The 24,680-nt window shown below is 64.6% G+C and carries 23 protein-coding genes; 10 read left to right on the forward strand and 13 right to left on the reverse strand.

From position 1 onward, the window contains the following. Position 1: 1 nt before the first annotated feature. The gene (locus QM672_RS14745; protein WP_367624179.1) at positions 2-961 is read right to left on the reverse strand and encodes a GlxA family transcriptional regulator; all 960 of its coding nucleotides are present in this window, start codon (positions 959-961) and stop codon (positions 2-4) included. Positions 962-1,065: 104 nt separating this feature from the next. Between QM672_RS14745 and QM672_RS14750 the strand changes: the two genes are divergently transcribed. Next, positions 1,066-1,614 (forward strand): cysteine hydrolase family protein, encoded by a 549-nt coding sequence (locus QM672_RS14750; RefSeq protein ID WP_367624180.1) that lies wholly within the window; start codon positions 1,066-1,068, stop codon positions 1,612-1,614. A 182-nt stretch (positions 1,615-1,796) separates the two neighbouring features. Here the strand turns inward: QM672_RS14750 and dhaK are convergent, their stop codons facing one another. The 6 genes from dhaK to dhaL form a co-directional block, all read right to left on the reverse strand. Continuing rightward, positions 1,797-2,786 (reverse strand): dihydroxyacetone kinase subunit DhaK, encoded by a 990-nt coding sequence (gene dhaK / locus QM672_RS14755; RefSeq protein WP_394310350.1) that lies wholly within the window; start codon positions 2,784-2,786, stop codon positions 1,797-1,799. A 61-nt stretch (positions 2,787-2,847) separates the two neighbouring features. Then, on the reverse strand, positions 2,848-3,327 hold the full coding sequence (locus QM672_RS14760) for a hypothetical protein (protein ID WP_415083394.1): 480 nt from the start codon (positions 3,325-3,327) through the stop codon (positions 2,848-2,850). Beyond that, on the reverse strand, positions 3,320-4,912 hold the full coding sequence (locus tag QM672_RS14765) for a putative PEP-binding protein (protein ID WP_367624183.1): 1,593 nt from the start codon (positions 4,910-4,912) through the stop codon (positions 3,320-3,322). Before QM672_RS14765 ends, QM672_RS14760 begins: the two co-directional genes overlap by 8 nt. Positions 4,913-5,049: 137 nt before the next feature. Beyond that, entirely contained in the window at positions 5,050-5,331 is a 282-nt protein-coding gene (locus QM672_RS14770; RefSeq protein ID WP_149255507.1) for an HPr family phosphocarrier protein, read from the reverse strand. A 16-nt stretch (positions 5,332-5,347) separates the two neighbouring features. After that, positions 5,348-5,731: a dihydroxyacetone kinase phosphoryl donor subunit DhaM gene (gene dhaM, locus QM672_RS14775; RefSeq protein ID WP_149254153.1), complete on the reverse strand. Its 384-nt coding sequence runs from the start codon at positions 5,729-5,731 to the stop codon at positions 5,348-5,350. Further along, on the reverse strand, positions 5,728-6,339 hold the full coding sequence (gene dhaL, locus QM672_RS14780) for a dihydroxyacetone kinase subunit DhaL (protein WP_311933659.1): 612 nt from the start codon (positions 6,337-6,339) through the stop codon (positions 5,728-5,730). The genes dhaM and dhaL overlap by 4 nt, the downstream gene beginning before the upstream one ends. A gap of 366 nt (positions 6,340-6,705) precedes the next feature. On the opposite strand from dhaL, the gene QM672_RS14785 reads away from it, so the two are divergent. The 5 genes from QM672_RS14785 (at position 6,706) to QM672_RS14805 (ending at position 11,446) form a co-directional block, all read left to right on the forward strand. Beyond that, positions 6,706-7,461: an ABC transporter ATP-binding protein gene (locus tag QM672_RS14785; protein ID WP_311933661.1), complete on the forward strand. Its 756-nt coding sequence runs from the start codon at positions 6,706-6,708 to the stop codon at positions 7,459-7,461. After that, positions 7,454-8,176 carry an ABC transporter ATP-binding protein gene (locus tag QM672_RS14790; RefSeq protein ID WP_367624184.1) on the forward strand — a complete coding sequence of 241 codons (723 nt, stop codon included), beginning with the start codon at positions 7,454-7,456 and terminating at the stop codon, positions 8,174-8,176. The genes QM672_RS14785 and QM672_RS14790 overlap by 8 nt, the downstream gene beginning before the upstream one ends. Before the next feature lie 100 nt (positions 8,177-8,276). Beyond that, positions 8,277-9,494, forward strand: coding sequence for an ABC transporter substrate-binding protein (locus tag QM672_RS14795; RefSeq protein ID WP_415083398.1), 1,218 nt, complete (start codon positions 8,277-8,279; stop codon positions 9,492-9,494). A gap of 99 nt (positions 9,495-9,593) precedes the next feature. Next, on the forward strand, positions 9,594-10,481 hold the full coding sequence (locus QM672_RS14800) for a branched-chain amino acid ABC transporter permease (RefSeq protein ID WP_415083400.1): 888 nt from the start codon (positions 9,594-9,596) through the stop codon (positions 10,479-10,481). Continuing rightward, on the forward strand, positions 10,481-11,446 hold the full coding sequence (locus tag QM672_RS14805) for a branched-chain amino acid ABC transporter permease (RefSeq protein ID WP_311933669.1): 966 nt from the start codon (positions 10,481-10,483) through the stop codon (positions 11,444-11,446). The genes QM672_RS14800 and QM672_RS14805 overlap by 1 nt, the downstream gene beginning before the upstream one ends. 120 nt (positions 11,447-11,566) lie before the next feature. Here the strand turns inward: QM672_RS14805 and QM672_RS14810 are convergent, their stop codons facing one another. Next, a complete protein-coding gene (locus tag QM672_RS14810; RefSeq protein WP_415083402.1) occupies positions 11,567-12,775 on the reverse strand; it encodes an MFS transporter in 1,209 nt (402 codons plus the stop codon). 114 nt (positions 12,776-12,889) lie between these two features. On the opposite strand from QM672_RS14810, the gene QM672_RS14815 reads away from it, so the two are divergent. After that, on the forward strand, positions 12,890-13,492 hold the full coding sequence (locus tag QM672_RS14815) for a TetR/AcrR family transcriptional regulator (RefSeq protein WP_311933673.1): 603 nt from the start codon (positions 12,890-12,892) through the stop codon (positions 13,490-13,492). A gap of 13 nt (positions 13,493-13,505) precedes the next feature. Here QM672_RS14815 and QM672_RS14820 read toward each other — a convergent pair whose 3' ends face one another. The 3 genes from QM672_RS14820 to QM672_RS14830 all read right to left on the reverse strand — a co-directional run bounded on the left by QM672_RS14820 (position 13,506) and on the right by QM672_RS14830 (position 17,053). Next, positions 13,506-14,678 (reverse strand): Gfo/Idh/MocA family protein, encoded by a 1,173-nt coding sequence (locus tag QM672_RS14820; RefSeq protein ID WP_415083405.1) that lies wholly within the window; start codon positions 14,676-14,678, stop codon positions 13,506-13,508. Positions 14,679-14,909: 231 nt separating this feature from the next. Continuing rightward, positions 14,910-15,971, reverse strand: a complete 1,062-nt coding sequence (locus QM672_RS14825) for a sugar phosphate isomerase/epimerase family protein (RefSeq protein WP_367624189.1) — start codon at positions 15,969-15,971, stop codon at positions 14,910-14,912. Positions 15,972-16,264: 293 nt separating this feature from the next. Further along, positions 16,265-17,053: a L,D-transpeptidase gene (locus QM672_RS14830; protein WP_311933680.1), complete on the reverse strand. Its 789-nt coding sequence runs from the start codon at positions 17,051-17,053 to the stop codon at positions 16,265-16,267. Positions 17,054-17,285: 232 nt separating this feature from the next. Here QM672_RS14830 and QM672_RS14835 point away from each other — a divergent pair, with 232 nt between their 5' ends. The 3 genes from QM672_RS14835 (at position 17,286) to QM672_RS14845 (ending at position 21,080) form a co-directional block, all read left to right on the forward strand. Beyond that, on the forward strand, positions 17,286-19,106 hold the full coding sequence (locus tag QM672_RS14835) for an ABC-F family ATP-binding cassette domain-containing protein (protein ID WP_415083407.1): 1,821 nt from the start codon (positions 17,286-17,288) through the stop codon (positions 19,104-19,106). Between the two features lie 211 nt (positions 19,107-19,317). Continuing rightward, positions 19,318-19,800, forward strand: a complete 483-nt coding sequence (locus QM672_RS14840) for an energy transducer TonB (RefSeq protein ID WP_311933685.1) — start codon at positions 19,318-19,320, stop codon at positions 19,798-19,800. Positions 19,801-20,093: 293 nt separating this feature from the next. After that, positions 20,094-21,080, forward strand: coding sequence for a magnesium transporter CorA family protein (locus QM672_RS14845; protein ID WP_415083410.1), 987 nt, complete (start codon positions 20,094-20,096; stop codon positions 21,078-21,080). 27 nt (positions 21,081-21,107) lie between these two features. Here QM672_RS14845 and QM672_RS14850 read toward each other — a convergent pair whose 3' ends face one another. Continuing rightward, entirely contained in the window at positions 21,108-21,404 is a 297-nt protein-coding gene (locus tag QM672_RS14850) for a hypothetical protein (RefSeq protein ID WP_311933691.1), read from the reverse strand. 130 nt (positions 21,405-21,534) lie between these two features. Next, on the reverse strand, positions 21,535-24,678 hold the full coding sequence (locus QM672_RS14855) for an efflux RND transporter permease subunit (RefSeq protein ID WP_415083412.1): 3,144 nt from the start codon (positions 24,676-24,678) through the stop codon (positions 21,535-21,537). Between the last annotated feature and the right edge of the window lie 2 nt (positions 24,679-24,680).

Consider the following 24,680-nt stretch of genomic DNA (forward strand, 5'->3'; position numbering starts at 1 on the left):
CTCACGCCGCGCCGAAGCGGCGGCGATAATCGCCCGGGGTCAATCCCATCGTCCGCACGAAGATCTTGCGGAAGGAAACCGGATCGCCATAGCCGACATTCCAGGCGATGCGGTCGAAGGAAAGCCGCGTCGTCTCCAGCATGTCGCGGGCCTTGGCAACACGCAATTGCTGGCAATATTCGATGGGCCTCAGGCCCGTGGCCTTGCCGAAACGGCGCAGGAAGGTGCGCCTTTCCAACCCGGCCCTGGCCGCCATGGCGTTGACGTCGACGTCGCCGGCATAGGCCTGCTGGAGCCAGTGCTGAACCGCGAGGATCGCTCCGTCGCCGTGGTTGAGCCGCGGCGAGAACACGCTGTAATGGCGCTGCTCGCGCCCCTGCGGATCCACCAGCATGGCGCGTCCCGTCGCCACCATCACGCTGGTTCCGAGCAATTTCTCCACCAGTTTCAGGCCGAGATCGGTCCAGGACATCAATCCGGCGGCAGTGATGATGTCGCCGTCGTCGATCACGATCTTGGCCGAATCCACCCTGACCTTGCCAAAGCGCTCGGCGAGATCATCGGCGTAGCTCCAGTGGGTGGTCGCCTCGCGCCCGTCGAGCAATCCGGTTTCCGCGAGCAGGAAAGCGCCGATGCAGACCGAGGCAAGCACGCTGCCGCGACCATGACAGTTGCGCAGGAATTCGGCGAGGTTGGAGGTCCAGGCGTCGCTCGGCGGCTTTGCCAGGCTCGGCGGTAGGATGATCATGCTTGGGATCGCGTCGTCCGCGCCGTCACGATTGCGGATCTGGCCGCCGGCATCACACTCCCAATGGCTCACTCGCAGCAGCGGGCCACTGCCTTCCCTGCGCTCCCGCGCGATTCTGTCGGCGATGGCGAAGAGGTCGGTCAGACCATAGAGCGCGGCCAGTTGAACGTCGGGATAGGCCAGCAGGCCGATCTCGGAGGGAGCCGAGGTCATTTGTCACTTTCGCCCTGATTTTTGTCACATGTGCCAATCGGCATTCTGCCCTGCGCGTCCTATTTCAGCAATCACGACATCCTTTGAAACTGGAGAAACACCCCATGTCCAAGCGTGCCTTGATCCTCGTCGATATCCAGAACGACTATTTCCCGGGAGGCAAATGGACCCTGTCCGGCATCGAGGCGGCCACCGCCAATGCCGCGCGCCTGCTGGAGGCGGCCCGGACGAAGAACGACCTCGTAGTGCATGTGCGCCATGAAGCGGCCAAGGCGGATGCCCCCTTCTTCGTGGCCGGCACGCCGGGCGCCGAGATCAACCCGGGTGTCGCCAACCGCGCCGGCGAAGAGGTCGTCGTCAAGAACTTCCCCAACTCCTTCAGGGACACCAACCTCAAGAAGCTGCTCGACGATGCCGGCGTCACCGACCTCCTGGTCGCCGGCGCGATGAGCCATATGTGCATCGAGGCGACGACCCGGGCGGCAGCCGATTTCGGCTATGCGGTCACCGTTGCCCATGATGCCGCGGCCACACGGGACCTGGAATTCGGCGGAGTCACCGTACCGGCGGCGCAGGTCCATGCCGCCGCCATGGCATCGCTCGCCTTCGGCTACGCCAAGCTTGCTTCGACGGATGAACTGCTGGCGGGTTGAGGCAGCAAGAAAAGGCGCAATGACGGATGAGGGATGTTGGCGCATATCTCGGGGAAGGTTTTGCGTCACCCCTCATCCGCCCCTTTGGGGCACCTTCTCCCGCAAGGGGAGAAGGAAGATTGCGTCTTATTCGTCTGGACCAAAAGCTGCTGGCCCCGCGGCACCCGACAAGCCCACGCCCCTCACATACCCCAGCGCAGGGCCGGGGTATGCACTGGCGCATCCCACAGCGCCTTGGCCTGGTCGTCCAGCACCGAGAGCGTCAGCGAGCAGCCGGCCATGTCGAGCGAAGTGACATAGGAGCCCGTCAGCGAGCGGGCGACCTTGATGCCCTTGCCGTCGAGCCATTTGCGGGCCCTATCCTGCATCAGATAAAGCTCCATCAACGGCGTACCGCCGAAGCCGTTGACGAAGAGCAGGACCTCGGTGGCCGAGGTCAGCGAGAGGTCGCCGACGATGGCGCCCAGCATCTCGTCGACGATGGCATCGGCGGAAGCCAGCTTGACGCGGCGACGGCCCGGTTCGCCATGGATGCCGACGCCCATCTCCATCTCGTCCTCGCCGAGGCTGAAAGTCGGCTTGCCGGCGGCCGGCACCGTGCAGGAGGTCAGCGCTACGCCCATCGAGCGCGTATGGCTGTTGACGCGCGCGCCCAATGCCTTGAGGCTCGCGAGGTCGTCGCCACGCTCGGCCGCGGCGCCCAGGATCTTCTCGACGATCAGCGTACCGGCAACGCCGCGCCGGCCGGTGGTCCAGGTCGAATTCTCAACGGCGACGTCGTCGTCGAGGATCAGGCTTTCGACGGGGCCGGAGGCCATCTCCGCCGCCATGGCGAAGTTCATCACGTCGCCCTCGTAGTTCTTGACAATATAGAGCGTGCCCGCACCGCCATCGACGGCCTCGGCCGCCGCCATCATCTGGTCGGGCGTGGGCGAGGTGAAGACCTGGCCCGGACAGGCGGCATCGAGCATGCCGAAGCCGACGAAGCCGGCATGCAGCGGCTCATGACCGGACCCACCGCCGGAGATGAGGGCCACCTTGCCGGGCTTGACCTGGCGGCGGCGCACGAATTTGCGCTCCTCGCCCAGGGTGACGATGTCGGCGTGCGCGGCCGCGAATCCGTCCAGGCTCTGCGCCAGCACGTCGTCGACAGCATTGATGAGCTTCTTCATTCCATGGGCCTCCATATTGTTCGTGGTTAGATCGGGCCGCTGCAGGAACCGATATTCGGACTCAACTCCGAACCTGGCTTTCTCCAGGCTCATCCGGAACCGGTTCCTCCTCCCCCTTGGTCTTGCGATCGAGTGCGCGCGTGTAGTGGACGAGGCTGGCGACGAAATCGAGAATGGCCTTGTCCATCGCCTGGTTGCGCCGGACATCGCCAAGATCCGGCAAGGTGAGTGTCAGGCTGCGCCCTTGGGCCAGCTTGCCCTGGGCCTGTGTCCGCCCCGGATGGGCGGTCTGATAGGCCTTGAGGAACTCCGCCCTCTCTGCCGGTGCGAGGTGGCAGACCTCGAAAATGACGTCGAGGTGCTGGGCCGGAATCGGAATGGGATAGCCGGGATTGGTGATCTGCGAAATGAAGGACCTATTGGTGCCGAGGGCCGCCGCCAATTTCAGCCTCGTGCCCGAGGGACGATTGTCCAGCGCGCGCCGCAGCAGCGCCTTGTAGGCCGCTATCGAACGCGTGCTGGCATCGCGGGCATCAGACATGTTTGAAATCTGCAATTGCGGCCTTGACGGCCCCTACCAGGGCGGGCGGCACGGACAGGCAGGTCAGGCCGACGCCGATGAGCTTGGGCACCAGGCGCACCTCGCCCGCGGCATCGCCGCAGATCGAGACCGGAACCTTGCGCGCCTTGCCGGCACCCACGGCGCGGGCCATCAATTCGAGCACGGCCGGATCGCCAGCGTCGTTGAGGCCGGCGACGTCGGCGATGTCGCGCGCCGCTGCCATGGTGTATTGCGTGAGATCGTTGGAGCCGATCGAATAGAAATCCGCCGGGAAGCGCAGGGCGCCGAGGGCTGCCGCGGGAACCTCGACCATGATTCCAAGCGGCGGCCGGCGGCAGGGCGTGCCTTCGGCGATGAGGGACGCCACCACCTCGTCGAGCAGGGCGGACGCCTCGGCCAGTTCTCCCGGCACCGTCACCATCGGCAGCATGATGCGGATCTCGTGATGCAGGCTGGCCCGTGCCAGGGCCCTGAGTTGGACGCGGAAGGTTTCCGGGCGAGCCAGGGACAGCCGCAATCCGCGCAGCCCAAGGAAAGGATTGGATTCGCCGTCGCTGGTGACGCCAGCGATCGGCTTGTCGCCGCCGGCATCGAGGGTCCGGATCGTCACCGGCCGCCCATCGGCCCAGGCGGCGATGGCGACATAGGCGGCATATTGCGCTTCCTCGTCCGGCAGGGGCCGGCCAGGCTCGAATAGGAACTCGGTGCGCACCAGGCCGATACCGTCGCAGATCTCCGGCGAGATGCCCTTGAGATCGTCCGGCGAGGCGACGTTGATCATGATGTCGACCCGCGTGCCGTTGGGCAGGAACACCGGCTCGGCCTTCATGGTCTCCGCGCGGGCATCGGCTTCGTGCCGGCGTGCGAGGGCAGGGCCGAAATCGGCGAGCGAGGCACTGTCGGGATCGAAGGTCACAGTTCCAGCCGCCCCGTCGACAATGGCCTGGCTCGCTTCCTCGAGCGCTCCGAGCCCGGTCACCATCGGTACGCGGCGACTGCGGGCGAGCATGGCGACATGGGAGGATGGCGAACCGGCGCCCAGGGCAATCGCGCCGCCCTTGCTCCAGTCGACCGACAGGAACAAAGACGGCGGCAGGTCTTCGCCCACCAGCACGGAACCGGGCGGCACCTTCTCGCTTTCGGCCGCACCGGTGAGATGGGCGAGCACGCGGTCGCGGATATCGGCAAGGTCGGTGCCACGGGCACGGAAATAGGCATCCTCGCTGCGTTCGTAATCGGCGATCTCCGCTTCGAGGGCCGAGCGCCACGCGTGGACGGGGGGAACGCCGGCGGCGATCGCGTCGAAGGCCCCCTCCGACAGGGCCTCGTCCTCGAGCATGGCGATCTGGAAGCCGATAATGTCGGCTCCCTCTTCATCGACGGCCTCGACCAGGGACACCAGATCGACCAAGGCTGAATCGATGGCGGTGCGCAAGGCGGCGTCGCCATCTTCCTGCGCCGGTGCCTTCCTTTCGGTCCGCGGCTTCGGCTTGCCGATCGTGAAGACGGGGCCGGAGGCCAGCCCGGGCGATGCAGGGCGTCCCGTCATCCGCCGTTCAGTCATGACAACCTCCTTGGCAGCCCCTAGAGCAACGCGCGTTCATGACTGAACGCTTGTTTGCTCTAGCTCTTTGGTTAGGCGCGTCTTTGCGATTCGAGGTGACTCCGTCAAATCGCAAAACGCTGTGGAATGCCGCATCGTCACTCTTCTCCGAACTTGTCCTCGATCAGGCCCAGAATCGCCGATAGCGCCGCCTCGGCATCCGGTCCGTCCGCCATGAAATGCAACACGGTGCCCTTGGGCGCCTTCACCCGCATGACCTTGACCGGGCTCTTGGCGTCGAACCACGGCCCCGCCGCATCGGTGGCCAGCTCGATGCTCGATTGGAAGCTCTTGGCGAGCTGGGTGAGCTTCACGCTCGGCCTGGCATGCAGCCCGATAGCGTTGGTCAGCTCGGCCTTGCCCGTCAGTGCTCCATTCATATCCGGCATATCAATCCTATCCATAGAGATCTTCGGCGGCGGAGCGGACCGCGGCCAGGGAGGAATTGCCGGAGGCCTCGGTCGCGGCGATCACCGCTCCCTCGACCACCGGCGCATTGCAGATGACCACAAGGTCGCGCTTATGCTCGTCGAGCATCTCGACGGCCATTTCGGCATTGGTCTCGGCACCGCCGAGGTCGACGAGGACCGCGACGCCCTCTTCGGACCAGACGCTATCGATGGCGGTGATGATCTTGGCGACATCGGTGCCGAGCCCGCCCCCGGGATCGCCCCCCGTCCAGGCGACGCGCACGCTCTCGCCCACCATCTGCCTGACCATGTCGGCCGCGCCTTCGGCGACCTTGGGCGAATGCGATACGATCACCAGACTCACGGTCATGACATCAGGCCCTGTTTGTTGAGTTCGTCTGCCACCGTGGCGATGATCAGCGAGGAGGAGCGAGCGCCCGGATCCATGTGGCCGACGGAGCGTTCGCCCAGGAAGGAAGCGCGCCCGCGGATCGCCTGCATCGGCACCGTCCTGTCGGCGGCGGCGATGGCTTCCGCCTTGAGCGTGGCGGCATCGGCACCGGCTGCCAGGGCGGCCTGGACGGGGACGAGGACGTCGAGCAGCGTCTTCTGCCCGGCCTCCGAACGGCCGCGCGCCTTGACGGCCTCGACGGCCTTGGCGAAGGCGGCGATCACCGCTGTCCGATCGGGTTCGCCACCCACCGTCTTACCCAGTTCCATGAAGAAGGTGCCGAAAAGCGGGCCGGACGCGCCGCCGACCTTCATCACCATCGCCATACCGGCCGCCTTGAGCAGGTCCGGCCAGGGTTTTTCGGCAAGACCGGGCAATTCGGCAGTGACCGCCTCGAAGCCCCGCTTGAGATTCAGCCCATGGTCGCCGTCACCGATCGCCTGATCGAGCGCGGTGAGCTCTTCGGAATGTTGGATTATGGTTGCCGCAACCGCGCGAATGAGCTGCTCTCTTGCTTGGCTGTCCATCGCCCCGCCTCCGCCCCGCACTCTTGTGACGGCCGGCACTGCCGGCTCGCAGTTTGCTTATTTGTTTAGTTGATCACCTAATCCTAAACATTGCAAGCCAAATTGTCGCTTGTTCTACGGGGTGCAGGCATTGGCAATGCTGCACCGCACTGAACATCGATCGGAGGGTTGCCTGACGGGGCTCCAACCCCCGCAACAGGCATGCCCGGCCCGGCATTCCGTCATATTGCTGTGTCCGCCGCCGCCTAATGAGATGCCTATCTTAAGGTCAGTATTGGTGCCATATCGCCATTGACGAAGCTTGCCCGGACGGCCAAGACTAGAACCAAGCAAGATTTAGAAGCGCCAGGGGAAACGCTCCGCTTGATGGCAAAAGATACAGTCCTGAAAGCCGAAGGCCTGACCAAGGATTTCAGGGGATTCCGGGCCGTCGACGGCGTCGATCTCTCGGTCATGCGCGGAACGGTCCATGCTTTGATCGGTCCGAACGGCGCCGGCAAGACCACTTGTTTCAATCTCTTGACCAAGTTCCTGTCTCCGTCGGCCGGACGCATCACCTATAAGGGGCATGACATTACCGGCATGAAGCCCGCCGCCGTGGCCAGGCTCGGCCTCGTCCGGTCCTTTCAGATCTCGGCCGTGTTCGGCGAAATGAGCGTGAACGACAATATCCGCATCGCCCTGCAGCGCCGCCGAGGCCACTCCTATGATTTCTGGCGCTCGCAGCGTGTTCTCGACGGCCTGAACCCCGAAGCCGCCGAACTCGCCGACAGCGTCGGCCTGTCATCCTTTCTCGCAACGCCGGCCAAGGAACTCTCCTACGGCCGCAAACGCGCTTTGGAGCTCGCGACGACCCTGGCGCTCGATCCCGAAATGCTGCTGCTGGACGAACCGATGGCCGGCATGGGTCACGAGGATGTCGAGCGCACCACCGAGCTGATCCGCAAGATCGCGGCGAGCCGCACCATCCTGATGGTCGAGCACAATCTTTCCGTGGTCGCCACCCTCTCCAACACCATCACCGTGCTGGCGCGCGGCAAGGTGCTGGCGCAGGGCGACTACAAAACCGTTTCCGGCGACCCGCGCGTGGTCGAGGCCTATATCGGGAGTGGCCATGCCTGACCCCGTGAAAAAGCCTGATCCCCTGCTGCGGGTACGAGGCCTCGAGGCCTGGTATGGCGAGTCCCATGTGCTGCATGGCATCGATTTCGACGTCAATCCCGGCGAGGTCGTGACCCTGCTCGGCCGCAACGGCGCCGGCAAGACCACCACGATGAAATCCATCATCGGCGTGATGGCCAAGCGCAAGGGCTCGATCCGTTTCGGCGGCCGGGAGACCATCGGTCTCGGCTCCCGCCACGTCGCCCGCCTGGGTATCGGCTATTGCCCGGAGGAGCGCGGCATCTTCGCCAGCCTGTCGGTGAAGGAAAATCTCGAACTGCCGCCGGTGGTGAAGCCCGGCGGCCTCAGCGTGGACGAGATCTTCACCCTGTTTCCCAATCTCAAGCAGCGCCTCACCAGCCAGGGTACCAAGCTCTCGGGTGGCGAGCAGCAGATGCTGGCCATCGGCCGCATTCTGCGCACCGGCGCCAATCTCCTGCTGCTCGACGAACCGACCGAAGGCCTCGCACCGGTGATCGTCGAGCAGATCGGGCACACCATCGCCAGCCTCAAGCAGCGCGGCTTCACCATCATCCTGGTCGAACAGAATTTCCGCTTCGCCTCGACCGTGGCGGACCGCCACTATGTCGTCGAGCAGGGCAAGGTGATCGACATGATCCCCAATGCAGAGCTGGAAGCCAACAGCGACAAGTTGCACGCCTATCTGGGCGTGTGACGCCAATGATGCCAAATCTCCGATTTGGCGAAAATCGTTAGAGAGAACCGAGAGGTATTGAAAATTCCTCTCGGTGTAAAAAGCTGAACGGGAGACGCTTATGATTTCAAAACGGACCCTGCTCGCAGCAGCAGCCCTCGCCGCGGTATTCGCAGGCTCGGCGCTGGGGCCGGCAAGCGCCGAGGACATCGCAGTCAAGCTCGGCATCCTCAACGACCGTTCCGGCGTCTATGCCGACCTGTCCGGCGAAGGCTCGGTGATCGCCGCCAAAATGGCGGTCGAAGACTTCAAGGCCGCCGAAAAGGGCCTGAAAGTCGAGATCGTCTCGGCCGACCATCAGAACAAGCCCGACATCGGGGCCGGCATCGCCCGGCAATGGTACGACCAGGACGGCGTCGATGCCATCTTCGACGTGCCGACCTCCTCGGTGGCGCTCGCCGTCAGCCAGGTCACCAAGGAAAAGAACAAGATCTTCATCGATTCCGGCGCCGGTTCCACCGAGATCGCCGGCAAGCAATGCACGCCCAACACGCTGATGTGGACCTATGACACCTATGCCCTGGCCAAGGGCACGGGCGGCGCCATGGTCAAGCAGGGCGGCGACAGCTGGTTCTTCATCACCGCCGACTATGCCTTCGGCAAGTCGCTGGAGGAGAATGCCACCGCTATCGTCACGGCTGCGGGCGGCAAGGTGCTCGGCTCGATCAAGGCGCCCTTCCCGACCTCCGACTTCTCCTCCTTCCTGCTGCAGGCCCAGTCCTCCGGCGCCAAGGTGATCGGTCTTGCCAACGCCGGCGGCGACACCGTCAACGCCATCAAGCAGGCCGCCGAGTTCGGCATCACCCAGGGCGGCCAGAGCCTGGCAGGCCTGCTGATCTTCATCTCCGACGTGCATGCGCTCGGCCTGCAGGCGGCCCAGGGCCTGGTGCTGACGGAAGCCTTCTACTGGGACCTCAACGACGGCACCCGCGCCTGGTCCAAGCGCTTCGCCGAACAGAGCGGCGGCAAGATGCCGACCATGGTGCATGCCGGCGTCTATGCCGGTGTCCTGCACTATCTCAAGGCCATCGAAGCCGCCAAGTCCAAGGACGCTACGGCAGTGATGGCCAAGATGAAGGCGACGCCGACCGACGACCCCCTGTTCGGCAAGGGCGAGGTCCGCAAGGACGGCCGCGTGACCCACGACATGTACCTGTTCCAGGTCAAGAAGCCCGACGAATCCAAGGGGCCGTGGGACTATTACAAGCTGCTCGCCACCATTCCGGCGGCTGAGGCCTTCCAGCCCATGGCCGAGGCCGGCTGCCCGCTGGCGAAGTAACTAGTAACTAAAGAGCCGCTCGGCGCGTGGCGAAGCGTGCCACGCGCCTTTCGCCCTTTTCGCCGATGACGAAGCAGACGATGGTGAAGGACCCATAAGGTGACCACGATTTTCGGCATTCCCCTGCAGGGCATCATGGCCCAGCTCGCGCTGGGCCTGATCAATGGCTCCTTCTACGCCTTGCTCAGCCTCGGCCTTGCCATCATCTTCGGCCTGCTCAACGTCATCAATTTCGCCCATGGCGCCCTCTACATGATGGGTGCCTTCGCGGCATGGATGCTGCTCAACTATGCCGGCATCGGCTTCTGGCCGGCCCTCATCCTGGCACCACTGGGCGTCGGCCTGGTCGGCATCGCCATCGAGCGGCTCTTCATCTCCAGGCTCTACCAGCTCGACCATCTCTACGGCCTGCTGCTCACCTTCGGCCTGGCGCTGATCATCCAGGGCCTGTTCCGCAATTATTACGGCGTCTCCGGCGTGCCCTATACCCTGCCATCAGCGCTGACGGGGCCTGTGAATCTCGGCTTCATGGTGCTGCCCAAGAGCCGTGTCTTCGTGATCGTCTTCTCGCTCGCCATCTGCCTCGCCACCTGGCTGGTGATCGAGAAGACGCGCCTGGGAGCCTATCTGCGCGCCGCGACCGAAAACCCCAGGCTGGTCGAGGCCTTCGGCATCAACGTGCCGATGCTGCGCATGCTGACCTATGGCTTCGGTGTCGGTCTCGCCGGGCTGGCCGGCGTGCTGGCGGCGACCACGTCCAACGTCAATCCCAATATGGGCTCCGACCTCATCATCGTTGTCTTCGCGGTGGTGGTGATCGGCGGCATGGGCTCGATCCTCGGCTCGGTGGTGACGGGCTTCGGCCTTGGCCTGATCGAGGGCATCGTCAAGAATTTCTACCAGCAGGGCTCGGCCACCGTGGTCTTCGTGGTGATGGTCATCGTGCTGCTCGTCCGGCCTGCCGGCCTGTTCGGGAGGGCTTCCTGATGGCAGCCTCGATCCAACCGGCCGCCGCAATCCGCGGTGCGCCGCTGCTGGGTGACCGCGGCGTGATGCTGCTGATCGTCGTGCTGATCGCCGTCGCCCCCTTCGTCGCCTATCCCGTCTTCGTGATGAAGGTGCTGTGCTTCGGCCTGTTCGCCTGCGCCTTCAACCTCCTGCTCGGCTATGGCGGCCTGCTCTCCTTCGGCCATGCCGCCTTCTTCGGCATGGCGAGCTATGCCAGTGCCCACGCGGCCAAGGTCTGGGGCCTGACGCCCGAGCTGGCGATCCTGTGCGGGGGCGCCGTCGCCGCCGTTCTCGGCCTCGTGGTCGGCTCGCTCGCCATCCGGCGCCAAGGCATCTATTTCGCCATGATCACCCTGGCGCTGGCCCAGATGGTGTATTTCTTCGCCCTGCAGGCGCCCTTCACCGGCGGCGAGGACGGCATTCAGGCGGTGCCGCGCGGCAAGCTGTTCGGCCTCATCGACCTTTCCGACGACAAGGCGCTCTATGTCCTGGTTGCCGTGATCGTGCTGCTGGGCCTGTTCGTCATCCACCGTATCGTGCATTCACCCTTCGGCCAGGTGATGAAGGCGATCCGCGACAACGAGCCTCGCGCTTTGTCGCTGGGTTATGATGCCGAACGCTTCAAGCTGCTGATGTTCACCCTGTCGGCCACGCTGGCTGGCATCGCCGGCGCCACCAAGGCGCTGGTGTTCCAGCTTGCCTCGCTCACAGATGTACACTGGTCGATGTCGGGCGAGGTCGTGCTGATGGCCCTTGTCGGCGGCACCGGCACGCTGTTCGGGCCGATGCTCGGCGCCCTGCTCGTGGTGGCGATGGAGACCTATCTCGCACCGCTCGGCTCCTGGGTGACGGTAGCCCAGGGCGCCGTGTTCGTCATCTGCGTGCTCGCCTTCCGCGATGGCATTGCGGGCACTTTGGGCAAGCTCTTGCGCAAGAGCGGCTAGAGCAAAGTGCGATTTCCTTGAATCGCACTTTCTCTCTATCTCTTTGTTTTGACGCGTTTTCTTAATCGAAAAGTCTAGCAACTTTTCTGGAAAACGCTCTAAGCGCTATCGCCGCCCTCCTCAGTCAGGAGAGCGGTGTTCGAGCCGTTCCGTGGCGAAGGCGACCAGCCCGGCGATGCCGAGCGCGGCGCCGGTCGCGGCCGTGACTATCCAGCCACCGGCATGGTAGGTCAGCGTACCCAGCACCGACCCGAGGGCCCCGCCGACGAACACCGTCGTCATGTAGAGGGCATTGATACGGCCGCGGACCGCCGGAGCCGTCGAGAAGATGGTGCGCTGGCTGACGATCTGGTTGGTCTGGACCGCCGCATCGATCACCAGCGTCGCCACGATCAGCACCAGAAGAGACAGGATGTGCTCGCCGAGAACCGTTGCGAGAAAGGCGAGCGCCAAAGAGGCCATCGCACCATAGGTCGCCATGCGGCCATGCCCGTGATCGGCAAGGCGACCCGCCAGCGGTGCTGCCAGCGCCCCGCCCGCCCCGGCGAGGGCGAAGAGCCCGATCGCATAGTCGGACATGCCGAAACGTTCCGTCAGCATCAAGGGCGCAGCGGTCCAGAACAGGTTGAAGGCGCAGAACAGCAGCATCTGATAGACGGCGCGGCGACGCAGGATCGGCGTATTCCGCACGAGGCCGGGCAGCGAGGCCAGCACCGCCCCGTAATGGCTCGTGCCAGACGGCTGGTAGCGCGGCATCATGCGCCACAGGACGGCGCCGATCGCGATCATCAGCACGGCGGATGCCAGGAAGACTGCCCGCCAATTCAGATAGGCCGCCACGAAAAGGGCGGCCGGCCTTGCCAGCATGATGCCGGTGATCAGGCCCGCCATCACCAGGCCGACCGCGCGTCCGCGCCGCTCGGGCGGAACGAAATGGGTGATGAAGGGCACCAGGATCTGGGCACCGGCCGAGAATATGCCGATGGCGAGCGAGGCGAACAGGAAAGCCACGACACCTTGCGCGCCAGCCGCCAGGAGCAGGCTGGCGGCCGCACAAACGAGCGTCGCCAGGGCCAGGACCTTGTTCTCGATGAGATCGGCCAAGGGCACCAGCAGGATGAGCCCGAGGCCGTAGCCGATCTGGGTGAGGCTGACGATGGCGCCAGCCAGGTCCGGGCCGATGCCGATCTCGGGCGCGATCTTGGCCACCAGCGGCTGGGCATAATAGAGATTGCCGACGATGGCCCCGGTTGCGACTGCCAGGGTCAGGACCAAAGCGGGAGCGGCCTGCCGAATAGCGGCGGAGGCGGTGTTTTCCATCTGATGCATGTGATTCACGGCAGGCGGTTTGACGGCGCGTATTTGCCAACTAATGAAACGATACGTATCGTTATGATTGAATAAAACGATACGTTTCGTTATGTCAAGATGGGGAGGCACCGCATGGAGACGAAAGCCACGCAGCCAAGGCGCCGCTCGATCGGTGCCCGCCGCAATCCGCAGACCGAGACCGCCATCATCGAGGCCGCACGACAGCTTCTGGCGGATCGAGGCTATGCCGGTTTTTCCATCGAGGAGGCTGCACGGCGTGCCGGCGCCGGCAAGGCCACCGTCTATCGCTGGTGGCCGACCAAGGCCGATCTGTTCATGGCAGCCTATGGAGCCGAAAAGGCTCGGGCGATCAGCCTGCCTGACACCGGCAGTCTGATCGAGGATCTGGTGCAGCACACCGCCGATCTCTGGCGTTTCTGGCGGACACCGCCCGGCGGTGCCTTCAGGGCGCTGCTCGCCGAGGCGCAAGCGAGCGAGGCAGCGGGCTCGCGACTGCGCAACGAGTTCCTGCCCGTGCTGTTCCGGCCGGTGCGCCATCTCTTCGAGCGGGCAGCAGCGCGCGGCGAATTTCCTGCCCAGCTGATCGATGAACGCATCGCATTGTGGGCAGGGTTCAACTGGTATCACCTGCTGACCTGGCAGATCGACGCCGATGAGGCACTCCTGCGCCGGGTCGAGACGCTCGTTGTCTCTACCGAGATCCGAGCCGGATAGGCGGTCCGCTTTCCTACAGCTTCACCCAGACGCCGCCCTTCTTGGAGGATTTCACGGCCGCCTCGATGAAGGCCATGCCGGCAATGCCGTCGTCGATACCGGGGAAGAGCACGACCGGATCGAGCGCCTCGCCACTGCGGGCGGCCCGGATGGCGCGGGCGATCTCGGTATAGATATTGGCGAAGCCTTCGAGATAGCCTTCGGGGTGGCCGGGCGGCACGCGCGTCACCCGCGCCGCATCCTCGCCGGCCGCGGCCGAGCCGCGGGTGATGATGCGGGTCGGTTCGCCATGCGGGGTGAAATAGAGATAATTCGGGTTGTCCTGGCGCCAGTGGAATCCGGCCTTCTCGCCATAGACGCGCAGCATCAGGCCATTCTCGTTGCCGGGCGCCACCTGGCTCGCCCACAGCGCCCCGCGCGCGCCATTGGCATAGCGCAGCAGGATCTGGACGTTGTCGTCGAGAGCCCTTCCCGGCACGAAGGATGTGAGTTCGGCCAGCAATTCCGAAACCTCCAGACCGCCGACGAACTGGGCCAGGTTGAAGGCATGGGTGCCGATGTCGCCGATGGCGCCGCCGGCGCCGGACCGCTTCGGATCGGTGCGCCAATCGGCCTGTTTCTGGCCGGTGTGCTCGATCGGCGTGGTGAGCCAGTCCTGCGGATATTCGACCTGGATCAGGCGGATGGCACCGAGCTCACCCGACTTCACCATCTCGCGCGCAGCGCGGATGAGAGGGTAGCCGGTGTAATTGTGGGTCACCGCGAAGATCACGCCCTTGTCGGCGGCGAGCTTCTTCAGGCGCAGGGCGTCCTTCAGCGTCGTCGTCACCGGCTTGTCGCAGATGACATGGATGCCGGCCTTGATGAAGGCCTCGGCCGCCGGTGCATGCATGTGGTTGGGCGTGACGATGGAAACGGCTTCGATGCCGTCCTTGCGCCGCTTTTCCTTGCGCGCCATCGTCTCGAAATCAGGATAGATCCGGCCCGGATCGAGGCCGAGCGCCTCGCCCGAACGCTGGGCCTTCTCGGGCGTGGACGACAGGGCGCCCGCCACCAGCACATAATCATCGTCCATGCGGGCGGCGAGGCGATGCACGGCGCCGATGAAAGCGCCCTCTCCGCCGCCGACCATGCCATAGCGCACGCGCCCGCCTGCCTTGCTGTCCGAACGGCCCTCGATCGCCATCTGTTGTCTCCCTGATTGCAACACCCTCCCCTGGATGTCCGCAACTCACTTGAGTTGCGTAGGGAGGGTCAGCCCAAAGGGCCGGGGTGGGGTGAAAACGCACAGGTCGAGATGTCATGAGCGGCTGATTGCTCTCAAGAAGTCACCCCACCCCGACACTGCGTGTCGACCCTCCCCCTCCAGGGGAGGGTAAAACTCGCGCCTCGCAGGCCTAAGCTGATGCTTGCCTGCCTACCTGCCCAGGCCGAGCATGCGCCGCACCGCCTTGCGATCGGTGCCGCCGCCGGCGAAATCGTCGAAAGCCTTCTCCGTCACCCGGATGATGTGGGCGGCGATGAAGGGCGCCCCTTCCGCCGCGCCGTCTTCGGGATGCTTGAGGCAGCATTCCCATTCGAGCACGGCCCAGGAAGCGTAATCATATTGGGCGAGCTTGGAAAAGACGCCGGTGAAGTCGACCTGGCCGTCGCCCAGCGAACGGAAGCGCCCCGCCCTCTCCGTCCAGGAGGCATAGCCCGAATAGACGCCCTGGCGGCCCGTCGGATTGAACTCGGCATCCTTGGCGTGAAAGGCCTTGATGCGCTCGTGATAGATGTCGATGAAGGCAAGATAATCGAGCTGCTGCAGCACGAAATGCGACGGATCGTAATTGATGTTGGCGCGCTTGTGCCCCTTCAGCCTGTCAACGAAGCGCTCGAAGGTGGCACCATCGAACAGGTCCTCGCCCGGATGCAGCTCGTAGCAGACGTCGACGCCGACCTCGTCATAGGCGTCGAGGATCGGCTTCCAGCGCTTTGCGAGCTCGCCGAACGCCTCATCGATCAGGCCCGCCGGCCGCTGCGGCCAGGGATAGGCGAAAGGCCAGGCCAGGGCGCCGGAGAAGCTGACGCTGGCATCGAGGCCGAGATGGCGAGAGGCTGTCGCGGCAGCCTTCAGCTGCTCCACGGCCCAGGCCTGCCGCTCTCTCGGCTTGCCGCGCACTTCCGGCGGCGCAAACCCGTCGAAGGCCTCGTTATAGGCCGGGTGCACGGCAACCAGCTGGCCCTGCAGATGGGTCGACAATTCGGTGATGGCGAGGCCGTGCTTGGCGACCACACCGGCAATCTCGTCGCAATAGGTCTTCGACTCCGCCGCCTTCTTGAGATCGAACAGACGGTCGTCCCAGCTCGGGATCTGCACGCCCCTGTAGCCGAGCGAGGCGGCCCATTTGCAGATGGAATCGAGGGAATTGAAGGGCGCGGCATCGCCCGCGAACTGGGCGAGAAAGATCGCCGGTCCCTTGATCGTGGCCGCCATGCTGCGTCTCCTAAGGTGATGCCTTCGGGCCGCAGAGTCCGGAGCCGCTCTAGGTGCCGGCTCGCCCCCTCGGCCTGGGACCATTTGTCTGACCTGTCCCTCGGCTTGCCTCACCATGGCAAATCCTTCCGGACTGTGCAACGGCGATTTGATGTACGTACACCAGGGAAGGCCGAGACTATCTACGGCCTCCCTTCAGACGCGCCGGCAGGCGGGGTCGAGCCCACAAGACAAAGGCCGGACATGAAGCCCGGCCTTGCTCAAACACAGCGATAGGCGAAATCGACGTCCGCTCAGGCTTCCGACATGCCGGGGCCGAGGACGACCACGCGGCCACCGAGAGGGGCGCGGCTGTAGAGGTCGATCGCGTCCTGGACGATCATGCGGATGCAGCCCGAGGAGGCGTTGTGCCCGATGCTGTAGGGCTCGTTGGTGCCATGGATACGAAAGAGCGTATCCTTGTTGTTCTGCCACAGATACATCGCGCGTCCGGTGATCGGATTGCGCGGTCCGCCGCGTACGCCGACACCGCTCTGCAACTGGGTGAGGCTCGGCTTGAGATCGGGACGGCGGGCGATCATTTCCTTGGGCGGATACCAATCGGGCCATTCGCGCTTGTAGCGGATTTCCGCGGTGCCCGACCAGCCGAAGCCCTGCTTGCCGACGCCGACGCCGTAGCGCATCGCCCGTCCGCCACCCATGACGTAGTAGAGGTAGTGCGCCCTGGGATCGACGATAATGGTGCCCGCCTGCTCGCTGGTCGGATAATCGACCTCGGCGCGCAAGAATTGCGGGCCGATACGCTTGGTATCCACGGCCGGCACGACGAATTTACCGTCGGTCTTCTGACCATAGATCGCCTTGTAGTCATAGGTGCCCTCAGGCGTAAGGGGCTGTTCGGGCTGCGTGATCTCATCGGTCGGCCGGCCATCTACCGGCACCGCCGGCAGCGTTGCCGGATCGGCCGAAGCCACGACGACCGGCTTGATTGCGGCTGAATCGGTCACGCAACTGGCCAGGCCAAGGCCCAGCCCAGTCAGCGAAGCGCCCATGAGAAAGACGCGGCGGGAGAGAGACGACATTACACATCCTACTGGGATCGGGAGAACCGGCACTTACAATAAGCAAGACTTCCGTGTTCGGCTGTGCCTTTGCTGCAACGTTCCGAATTTCTTTATATCGCGTTCTCGTGAACGTACCGCCGTTCACATTGGCTTCATCTACGCCTTCCAGATTACGTGGGGTGTGCCTTTGAGCACATGGCGCCCCCAATGAAGGCTTGACCCATCTCTCGCCCGCCTGCACAAGGCGCGCATGGCTCCTCCCCTGCTCTTCCTGCGCGATGTCCAACTGACCTTTGGCGGCACCCCGACCCTCGAGGGAGCCGATCTGTCGATCGCGCCCGGCGAGAGGCTCTGCCTCGTTGGCCGCAATGGCTCCGGCAAGTCGACCTTGCTCAAGATCGCCGCCGGCCTGATCGAGGCCGATCGCGGCGAGCGTTTCGTGCATCCCGGCGCCACGGTGCGCTATCTGCCGCAGGAGCCGGATTTAAGCGGCTTTGCCACCACGCTCGCCTATGTGGAGGCCGGCCTTGGGCCGGGTGATGACGATTACCGCGCGCTCTATCTGCTCAATGAGCTCGGCCTGACGGGCGAAGAGAGCCCCGACAATCTCTCCGGCGGCGAGGCCCGGCGCGCGGCGTTGGCCCGCGCGCTCGCCCCCGAGCCGGACATCCTGCTGCTCGACGAGCCCACCAACCATCTCGACCTGCCGGCCATCGAGTGGCTGGAAAAGGAAATCGGCTCGTTGCGCTCGGCCCTGGTGCTGATCAGCCACGACCGGCGCTTCCTCGAAAACCTGTCGCGCGCCACCGTCTGGCTCGACCGTGGCCAGACCCGGCGCACGGACCGCGGCTTTGCCTTCTTCGAGGAGTGGCGCGACCAGGTGCTGGAAGAAGAAGAGCGCGACCGCCAGAAGCTCGACCGCAAGATCGTGGCGGAAGAGCATTGGGTGCGCTATGGCGTGACCGCCCGCCGCAAGCGCAATGTCCGCCGCATGGCCAATCTCGCCGCCCTCAGGCAGGAGCGCCGCGATGCCCGCCGTGTCACCGGCGCGGTGAAGCTGACGATGACCGAAGGCGAGGAAAGCGGCAAGCTCGTCGTCGAGGCAATCGGCATGAACAAGAACTGGGGCGGTCCGCCGATCGTCAAGGATTTCTCCATCCGCATCGCCCGCGGTGACAGGATCGGCATTGTCGGCCCCAACGGCGCCGGCAAGACCACTTTGCTTAACCTCCTGACCGGTGCCATCCCGCCCGACAGCGGCGTGGTGAAGCTCGGGGCCAGCCTGCAGATGGTGACGCTGGACCAGCGCCGCGAGAGCCTGGACCCGCAGACGACCCTCAGCGACACGCTCACCGGCGGCGGGTCGGACTATGTCGAGGTCGGCGGCGAGCGCAAGCATGTCATCGGCTATATGCGCGATTTCCTGTTTCCGCCCGAGCAGGCGCGCACGCCGGTTTCGGTGCTGTCGGGCGGCGAACGCGGCCGGCTGATGCTGGCGCGCGCCCTGGCCAAGCCCTCCAATTTCCTCGTCCTCGACGAACCCACCAACGATCTCGACCTGGAAACACTCGATCTCCTGCAGGAGATGATCGGGGACTATCAGGGCACCGTCATCGTCATCAGCCATGACCGTGACTTCCTCGACCGGGTCTCGACCTCGATCCTGATGAGCGAAGGCGACGGGCGCTGGACGGAATATGCCGGCGGCTATAGCGACATGGTGGCCCAGCGCGGCGGGGGCGTCGCCCGCAAACCGGCCGAGAAGGCGGAAACGCCCAAGCCGGCCGTCGCGGATCAGGCAGCGGCCGGTTCGACGCCAGAGCGCAGCGGCAAGCGCAAACTCTCGTTCAAGGAGAAGCACGCCCTCGAGACCCTGCCCGGCAAGATCGACCAGCTTGCCGCCAAGGCAGCGAGCCTGCAGGAGCGGCTTGCCGACCCCGACCTCTTCGCCAAGGATTCGAAAAAATTCGCCGAGCTCAGCCAGCAGCTTGCCAAACTCGAAGCCGAGAAGGCGCATGCCGAGGAGGAATGGCTGGCACTGGAGATGCTGCGAGAGGAAATCGAGGGATGAGTGGGCTTCGCAGCAAGCCCCGATAAGAACTATTCCATAGTAATATCAAAAGCTTGCAATCCCTCTGGAAAGGCAACAAGGGTGTGTTCCCCGGAGCAAGGCGCGTTCAGATGGAGACGCTGTTTTGCCCGGCCTCGTTGGTTCGACGCGTCTTTGCGATTCTGGGCGATTTTTCCAGACGGCAAAGCGCCATAACTTTCCGGAACAACCCATGTCTGCCTTCCGACGTCTTGCACTGATCCTGGCTTTGCTCGGAGCGCCCCAGGGAGCGCTTTTGGCGGTCTCGCCCGCCTGGGCCCAGTCCAAGCCGGCTCCCGCCGCTGCGCCGATCACCGATGCCAAGAGCTGGCACGCTGCCCTGCTTCGGCAGGTGGGGGCCAATACCCTGTTTCCGAACCTGCCCCAACCACCCGTGAAGGAAGGCGAGACGCCGCCGCCCCTGCCATCGGCGCAGGTCACGGTCCAGTTTGTCCTCGATCGCAACGGCCAGGTGCTGTCGGCAACGGTGGTCCAGGGCTCCGGCAAGAGCGAGTTCGACCAGGCCGCGCTCGACGCGCTCAAGCGGGCCGCGCCCTTTCCCAAACCGCCGGCCAATGTGAGCGGAGAGACCTTTCCGCTCCGGCTTCCAATTCAATTCAGGGGCGGACCGCAGCCCCAGAACCCGCCCAAGGCCAAGCCGCCCCGCTCAAATTGAGTGCGAATCCCCTGCATCGGGGTTGTCCGCAGTTGCAGCGGAACCAGCTGAAGGATCGGCGCCGGGCCTTTCGTGATGCCCTTTTTGCGCAGCGCCTTGCCGAGATCGCGTTCCAGGTCGGCGACAAGGCCCGGGACGAGACCTTCGTCATTCTTGACAAACGCCATCGGCAGCTTTTCTGCTGGCTGTGACCGATATCGATCGAGATCACGCTGCCGTCATCTTTCCTCCCTAGAGCGTTTTGCGATTTGGCGGGATGGCCAATTCCTCACTCCCTTGTCGCAGGGCCCGTCATGATCACCACACATCGCTTGTGCCCGACGACCAAGGACAGGCTGCTGCCCCACACACTGCAGCCAGGTGAGCCCCTCACGGGGGATGTCCTGTGGATCGACCTGCTCAACCCGACGCGCGAGGAAGACCAGCAGGTCGAGGCGCTGCTCGGCATCTCCATCCCCACCCATGAGGATATGGACGATATCGAACCCTCCGAGCTGATCTGGTCGGAGAACGGCACGCGCTACATGACCACCCGCCTCCTGGTGAACGTCAACACCAGCGAGCCGGACATTTCGGCGGTGACCTTCATCCTCACGGCCAACGTCCTGGTGACGGTGCGCTACAGCGAACCGAAATCCTTCACCACCTATACGGGCCATGCGGTCAAGGCCGGCGGCTGCGGAGGCAGTCCCGAGGCGATCATGGCCGGACTGATCGATGCCGTCATCGACCGCGCTGCCGAGGTGCTGCAGGACACCGGCGAGCGCCTCGACGCGCTCTCGCGCGGCGTGTTCAAGGAATCCGTCAAGCAAGGCAATCGCAACGCCACCCTGCAGCGCACCTTGCAGGCGCTCGGCCGTCATGGCGACCTCGTCTCGAAATCGCGTGAAAGCCTGGTCTCGATCGAGCGGGTGCTGTTGTGGTTCTCGGCGGGCCTCAAAGCCGCCAAGGTGCCCTCGGAGCTGCGCGAGGAAGTCAAGATGACGTTGCGCGACCTGCAATCACTCGAGGAACACGCGACCTTTCAGTCCGGCAAGATCCAGTTCCTGCTCGACGCCACGCTCGGCCTGGTCAATCTCGAACAGAACAACATCATCAAGCTCTTTTCGGTGATGGCCGTGATCTTCATGCCACCGACATTGGTGGCCTCGGTCTACGGCATGAATTTCGAGAACATGCCGGAACTCAAATGGGCACATGGCTACCCAATGGCCCTGATCCTGATGGTGGTGGTCGCCATCGCCCCCTATGTGCTGTTCCGCTGGAAGAACTGGCTGTAGGCCCCCATCATCCAGCGGCGGGGCGGACTACCTTTTCGCTGCAGGCCGTGCCAGGGCGGCCCGGCCGCGCGGGGTGAGGCAATAGCCGATGGCCCGGTAGCCCGCCTTGATCACCGCGATCGAATCCATCTGGCTGGGCAATTCCGATCGCGTTTTCTGCGAGCCGTCGGGCAAATGGAAGACGGCCTCGCACCAACCGAACTTCCGGCACATATGGCCGGCCTGCCCGCTGATCGACGGTCTCAGTTCGCCCGCTTCCAGAGCCGCCAGATAGGCTCGTTCACGAGGGGTCGGATCACGGTCCGGCAAGGGCATGAAGTTCATGACGGTCCCTATCGTCGCTTTCGATGATGCCGGCACCTGCCGAGCCGTGAAGACTTAAGAATGACCAGCGCCCTGACAGGGGCACCGGTGCTGTGTCCAAAGCAGTTGAAAGGCATTGGATGTTTCCGCTCTATTCCGCCGCCGCAGCCGTTCCCCTGCTGCCATGGCCGTTCTCCAGCGCGGCTGGAACGCCGGCCTTCCCCGTCTCGTCCTTCGGCCCCACGAGGGGACCGAAGAGGAAGGAAATGCCACGCGTGAGATCATCCATGACCGCATAGAAGGACGGTACGAAGATCAGCGACAGCAGGGTCGAGACGATCAGGCCGCCGATCACGGCAATCGCCATCGGTGCCCGGAACTCGCCGCCATCCCCATGTCCCAGCGCCGTCGGCACCATGCCGGCCACCATGGCGATGGTGGTCATCACGATCGGCCGCGCGCGTTTGCGCCCGGCATCGATGATGGCGTCATGGCGGTGCATGCCATGCTTGACCCGCTCCACCGCGAAGTCGACCAGCATGATGGCGTTCTTGGTGACGATGCCCATCAGCATCAGGATGCCGATCACCACCGGCATCGAGATCGAGTTGTGGGTGGCAAGCAGAGCCAGGACCACGCCGAGCATCGACAGCGGCAGCGAGAGCAGGATGGTGATGGCGTGGAAGGGGCTGCCGAGCAGCAGCACCAGCACGCCCGCCACCATCAGAAGGCCCGTCCCCATCGCCATGGCAAAGCCCGAGAACACCTCGGCCATCACTTCGGCGTCTCCGGTCGGCGCGAAGACCACGCCCTTGGGCAAGTTCTTGGCCTCGGGCAAGGCCATGGCCAGTTCCAGCGCCTCGCCGATCTCGAGCCCCTTGCGCAGGTCGGCGCCGATCTTGACCTGCCGCTCGCGGTCGTTGCGCTCGATCGAGGTCGGCCCCTGGCCGAACTCGACATCCGCCACCGCCGAGAGCGGCACGCTGCCGCCCGAGGCCGTGGTCAGGCTGAGCGCTTCGATCAGGCCGAGATTGCCGCGGGATTCCTCGGTCAACTGCACGCGGATCGGCACCAGCCGGTCCCCGGCATTGAACTTGGCCAGATTGGCGTCGATGTCGCCGATGGTCGCCACGCGCACCGCCTCCGAGATCTGCTCGGTGGTGATGCCATAGCGCGCAGCATCGTCGGTTCGCGGCAGGATGCGCACTTCCGGCCGTTCAAGGCCGGTATTGGCAGCGACATTGTTGAAGCCAGGCACATGGCGCATGGCGCCTTCCAGGCGCGACGACGCCAAGGCGAGGGCCTTCGGATCATTGCTCTTCAACGCCAGGTTGACGTCGCGCTCGCCATTGTCGTTGACGCGCCAGGCCCGCATGTCGGGAATGGCGGTGAGGATGCGCGCAATGTCGTCCTGGATGGCGAGCTGGTGGCGTGCGCGTGTCTCACGCTTGGTGAGCTTGACGTAGATCGCCGCGCGCCGCGGGTCGAGCTGCCCGGTCGGCGAAGTGCCGCCGATGACGAAGACCTGCTCGACTTCCGGGATCTTGCGGATGGCGGCGACCACCTCGTCGGTCTTGGCCTGGGTATTCTCGAGCTTGCCGCCCGGCGGAATCTCGGCGGAGATGACGACGCGGGCGTTGTCCTCGGGCGGGATGAAACCCTGGGGCAGCAGGCCCATCAGGCCGAAGGTCACGATCAGGAGCCCGAAACCGGCCACGATCGTGAGATAGGGCGAGAACCAGCGCGCCAGCGTCATTTCCAGGAAGCGGGTATAGGCCCGCATGATCACGCCGTCGCGCGCCTCGACATGGGCATGCGGCCTGAGGAAATAGGCCGTCATCATCGGTGTGATCAGGCGAGCGACAAGCAGCGAGAAGAACACCGCCACCGCCACGGTCAGGCCGAACTGCTTGAAATATTGGCCGACGATGCCGCCCATGAAACTCACGGGCGCGAAGATGGCGATGATCGTCATGGTGATCGCCATCACGGCGAGGCCGATCTCGTCCGCCGCCTCGATGGAGGCGCGGTAGGGCGACTTGCCCATCTTCATGTGCCGGACGATGTTCTCGATCTCGACGATGGCGTCATCGACCAGGATACCCGTGACCAGCGTGATGGCGAGCAGGCTGACGAGATTGAGGGAAAAGCCCATCATGCTCATCGCCCAGAAGGTCGGAATCGCCGAGAGCGGCAAGGCGATGGCGGCGATCAGCGTGGCCCGCCAGTCGCGCAGGAAGATCAGCACGACGATGACGGCGAGAATGGCGCCTTCCACCAAAGTCTGCATCGCCGCTTCGAAATTGCCATAGGTCGAGGCGACGCCATCGTCCACCACCGCATAGCTGACTTCGGGATGGGCCTGGTGCAGCGCCTGGATCTTGGCGGCGACGGCCGCCGCGACCGTGGTGTCGCTGGCGCCCTTGGAGCGGAAGACAGAGAAGGCGACGATCGGCGTCGAGCCATTGATGCGCGCAAACGAGGTCTGGTCGGCATAGGCGTCGGTGATGTCGGCGATCTCGTTGAGGCGCACCTGCCGGCCGCCGGGCAGCGTGATCTTGGTCTCCTTGAGTTCGTCGACCGTATGAGCGCCGGCCAGCGTCCGGATGGCCTGTTCGCGATTGCCGACCTCGCCCTTGCCGCCCGACAGGTCGACCGTCGTCGCCTTCAGCACACGGTTGACGTCGGCGGCGGTGATGCCGAGCGAAAGCAGGCGATCGGGATCGACGGCCACGCGGATCTCGCGCGTCACGCCGCCGATGCGGTCGACACGGCCGACGCCACGCAGGCTCTGCAGGTCCCGCTTCACCACATTGTCGACATGCCAGGACAGCTGCTCCAGCGTCATGCCGGGGGCCGTAGCCGAATAGGTCATGATCGACTGCGACTCGATCTCGAGGCGCGCAACCACCGGCTCCTCGATGTCACGGGGCAGCTCGGTACGGATCTTGGTCACCGCATCCTTGACGTCGTTGAGAACGCGGTCGGTGTTGGTGCCCAGCCAGAACTCGATGGCAACCGTCGAGGTGGAGTCGGTGATGGTCGACTGCACATGCTTGACGCCGGCGACACTGGTGACCGCGTCCTCGATCTTGCGCGTCACCTGGGTCTCCAGCTCGGAGGGCGCCGCGCCGACCTGGGTCACCGTCACCGTGATGACGGGGATGTCGATATTGGGGAATTTGGTGATCGGCAGATTCTGGAACGAGACCCAGCCAAGCGCCATCAGTACCACGAACAGGACGATCGAAGGCACCGGATTGCGAATGGACCAGGCCGAGACGTTGAAAGACATCG

This window comes from Labrys sp. (in: a-proteobacteria) (assembly GCF_047605565.1).
GTDB classification, from domain to species: domain Bacteria; phylum Pseudomonadota; class Alphaproteobacteria; order Rhizobiales; family Labraceae; genus Labrys; species Labrys neptuniae.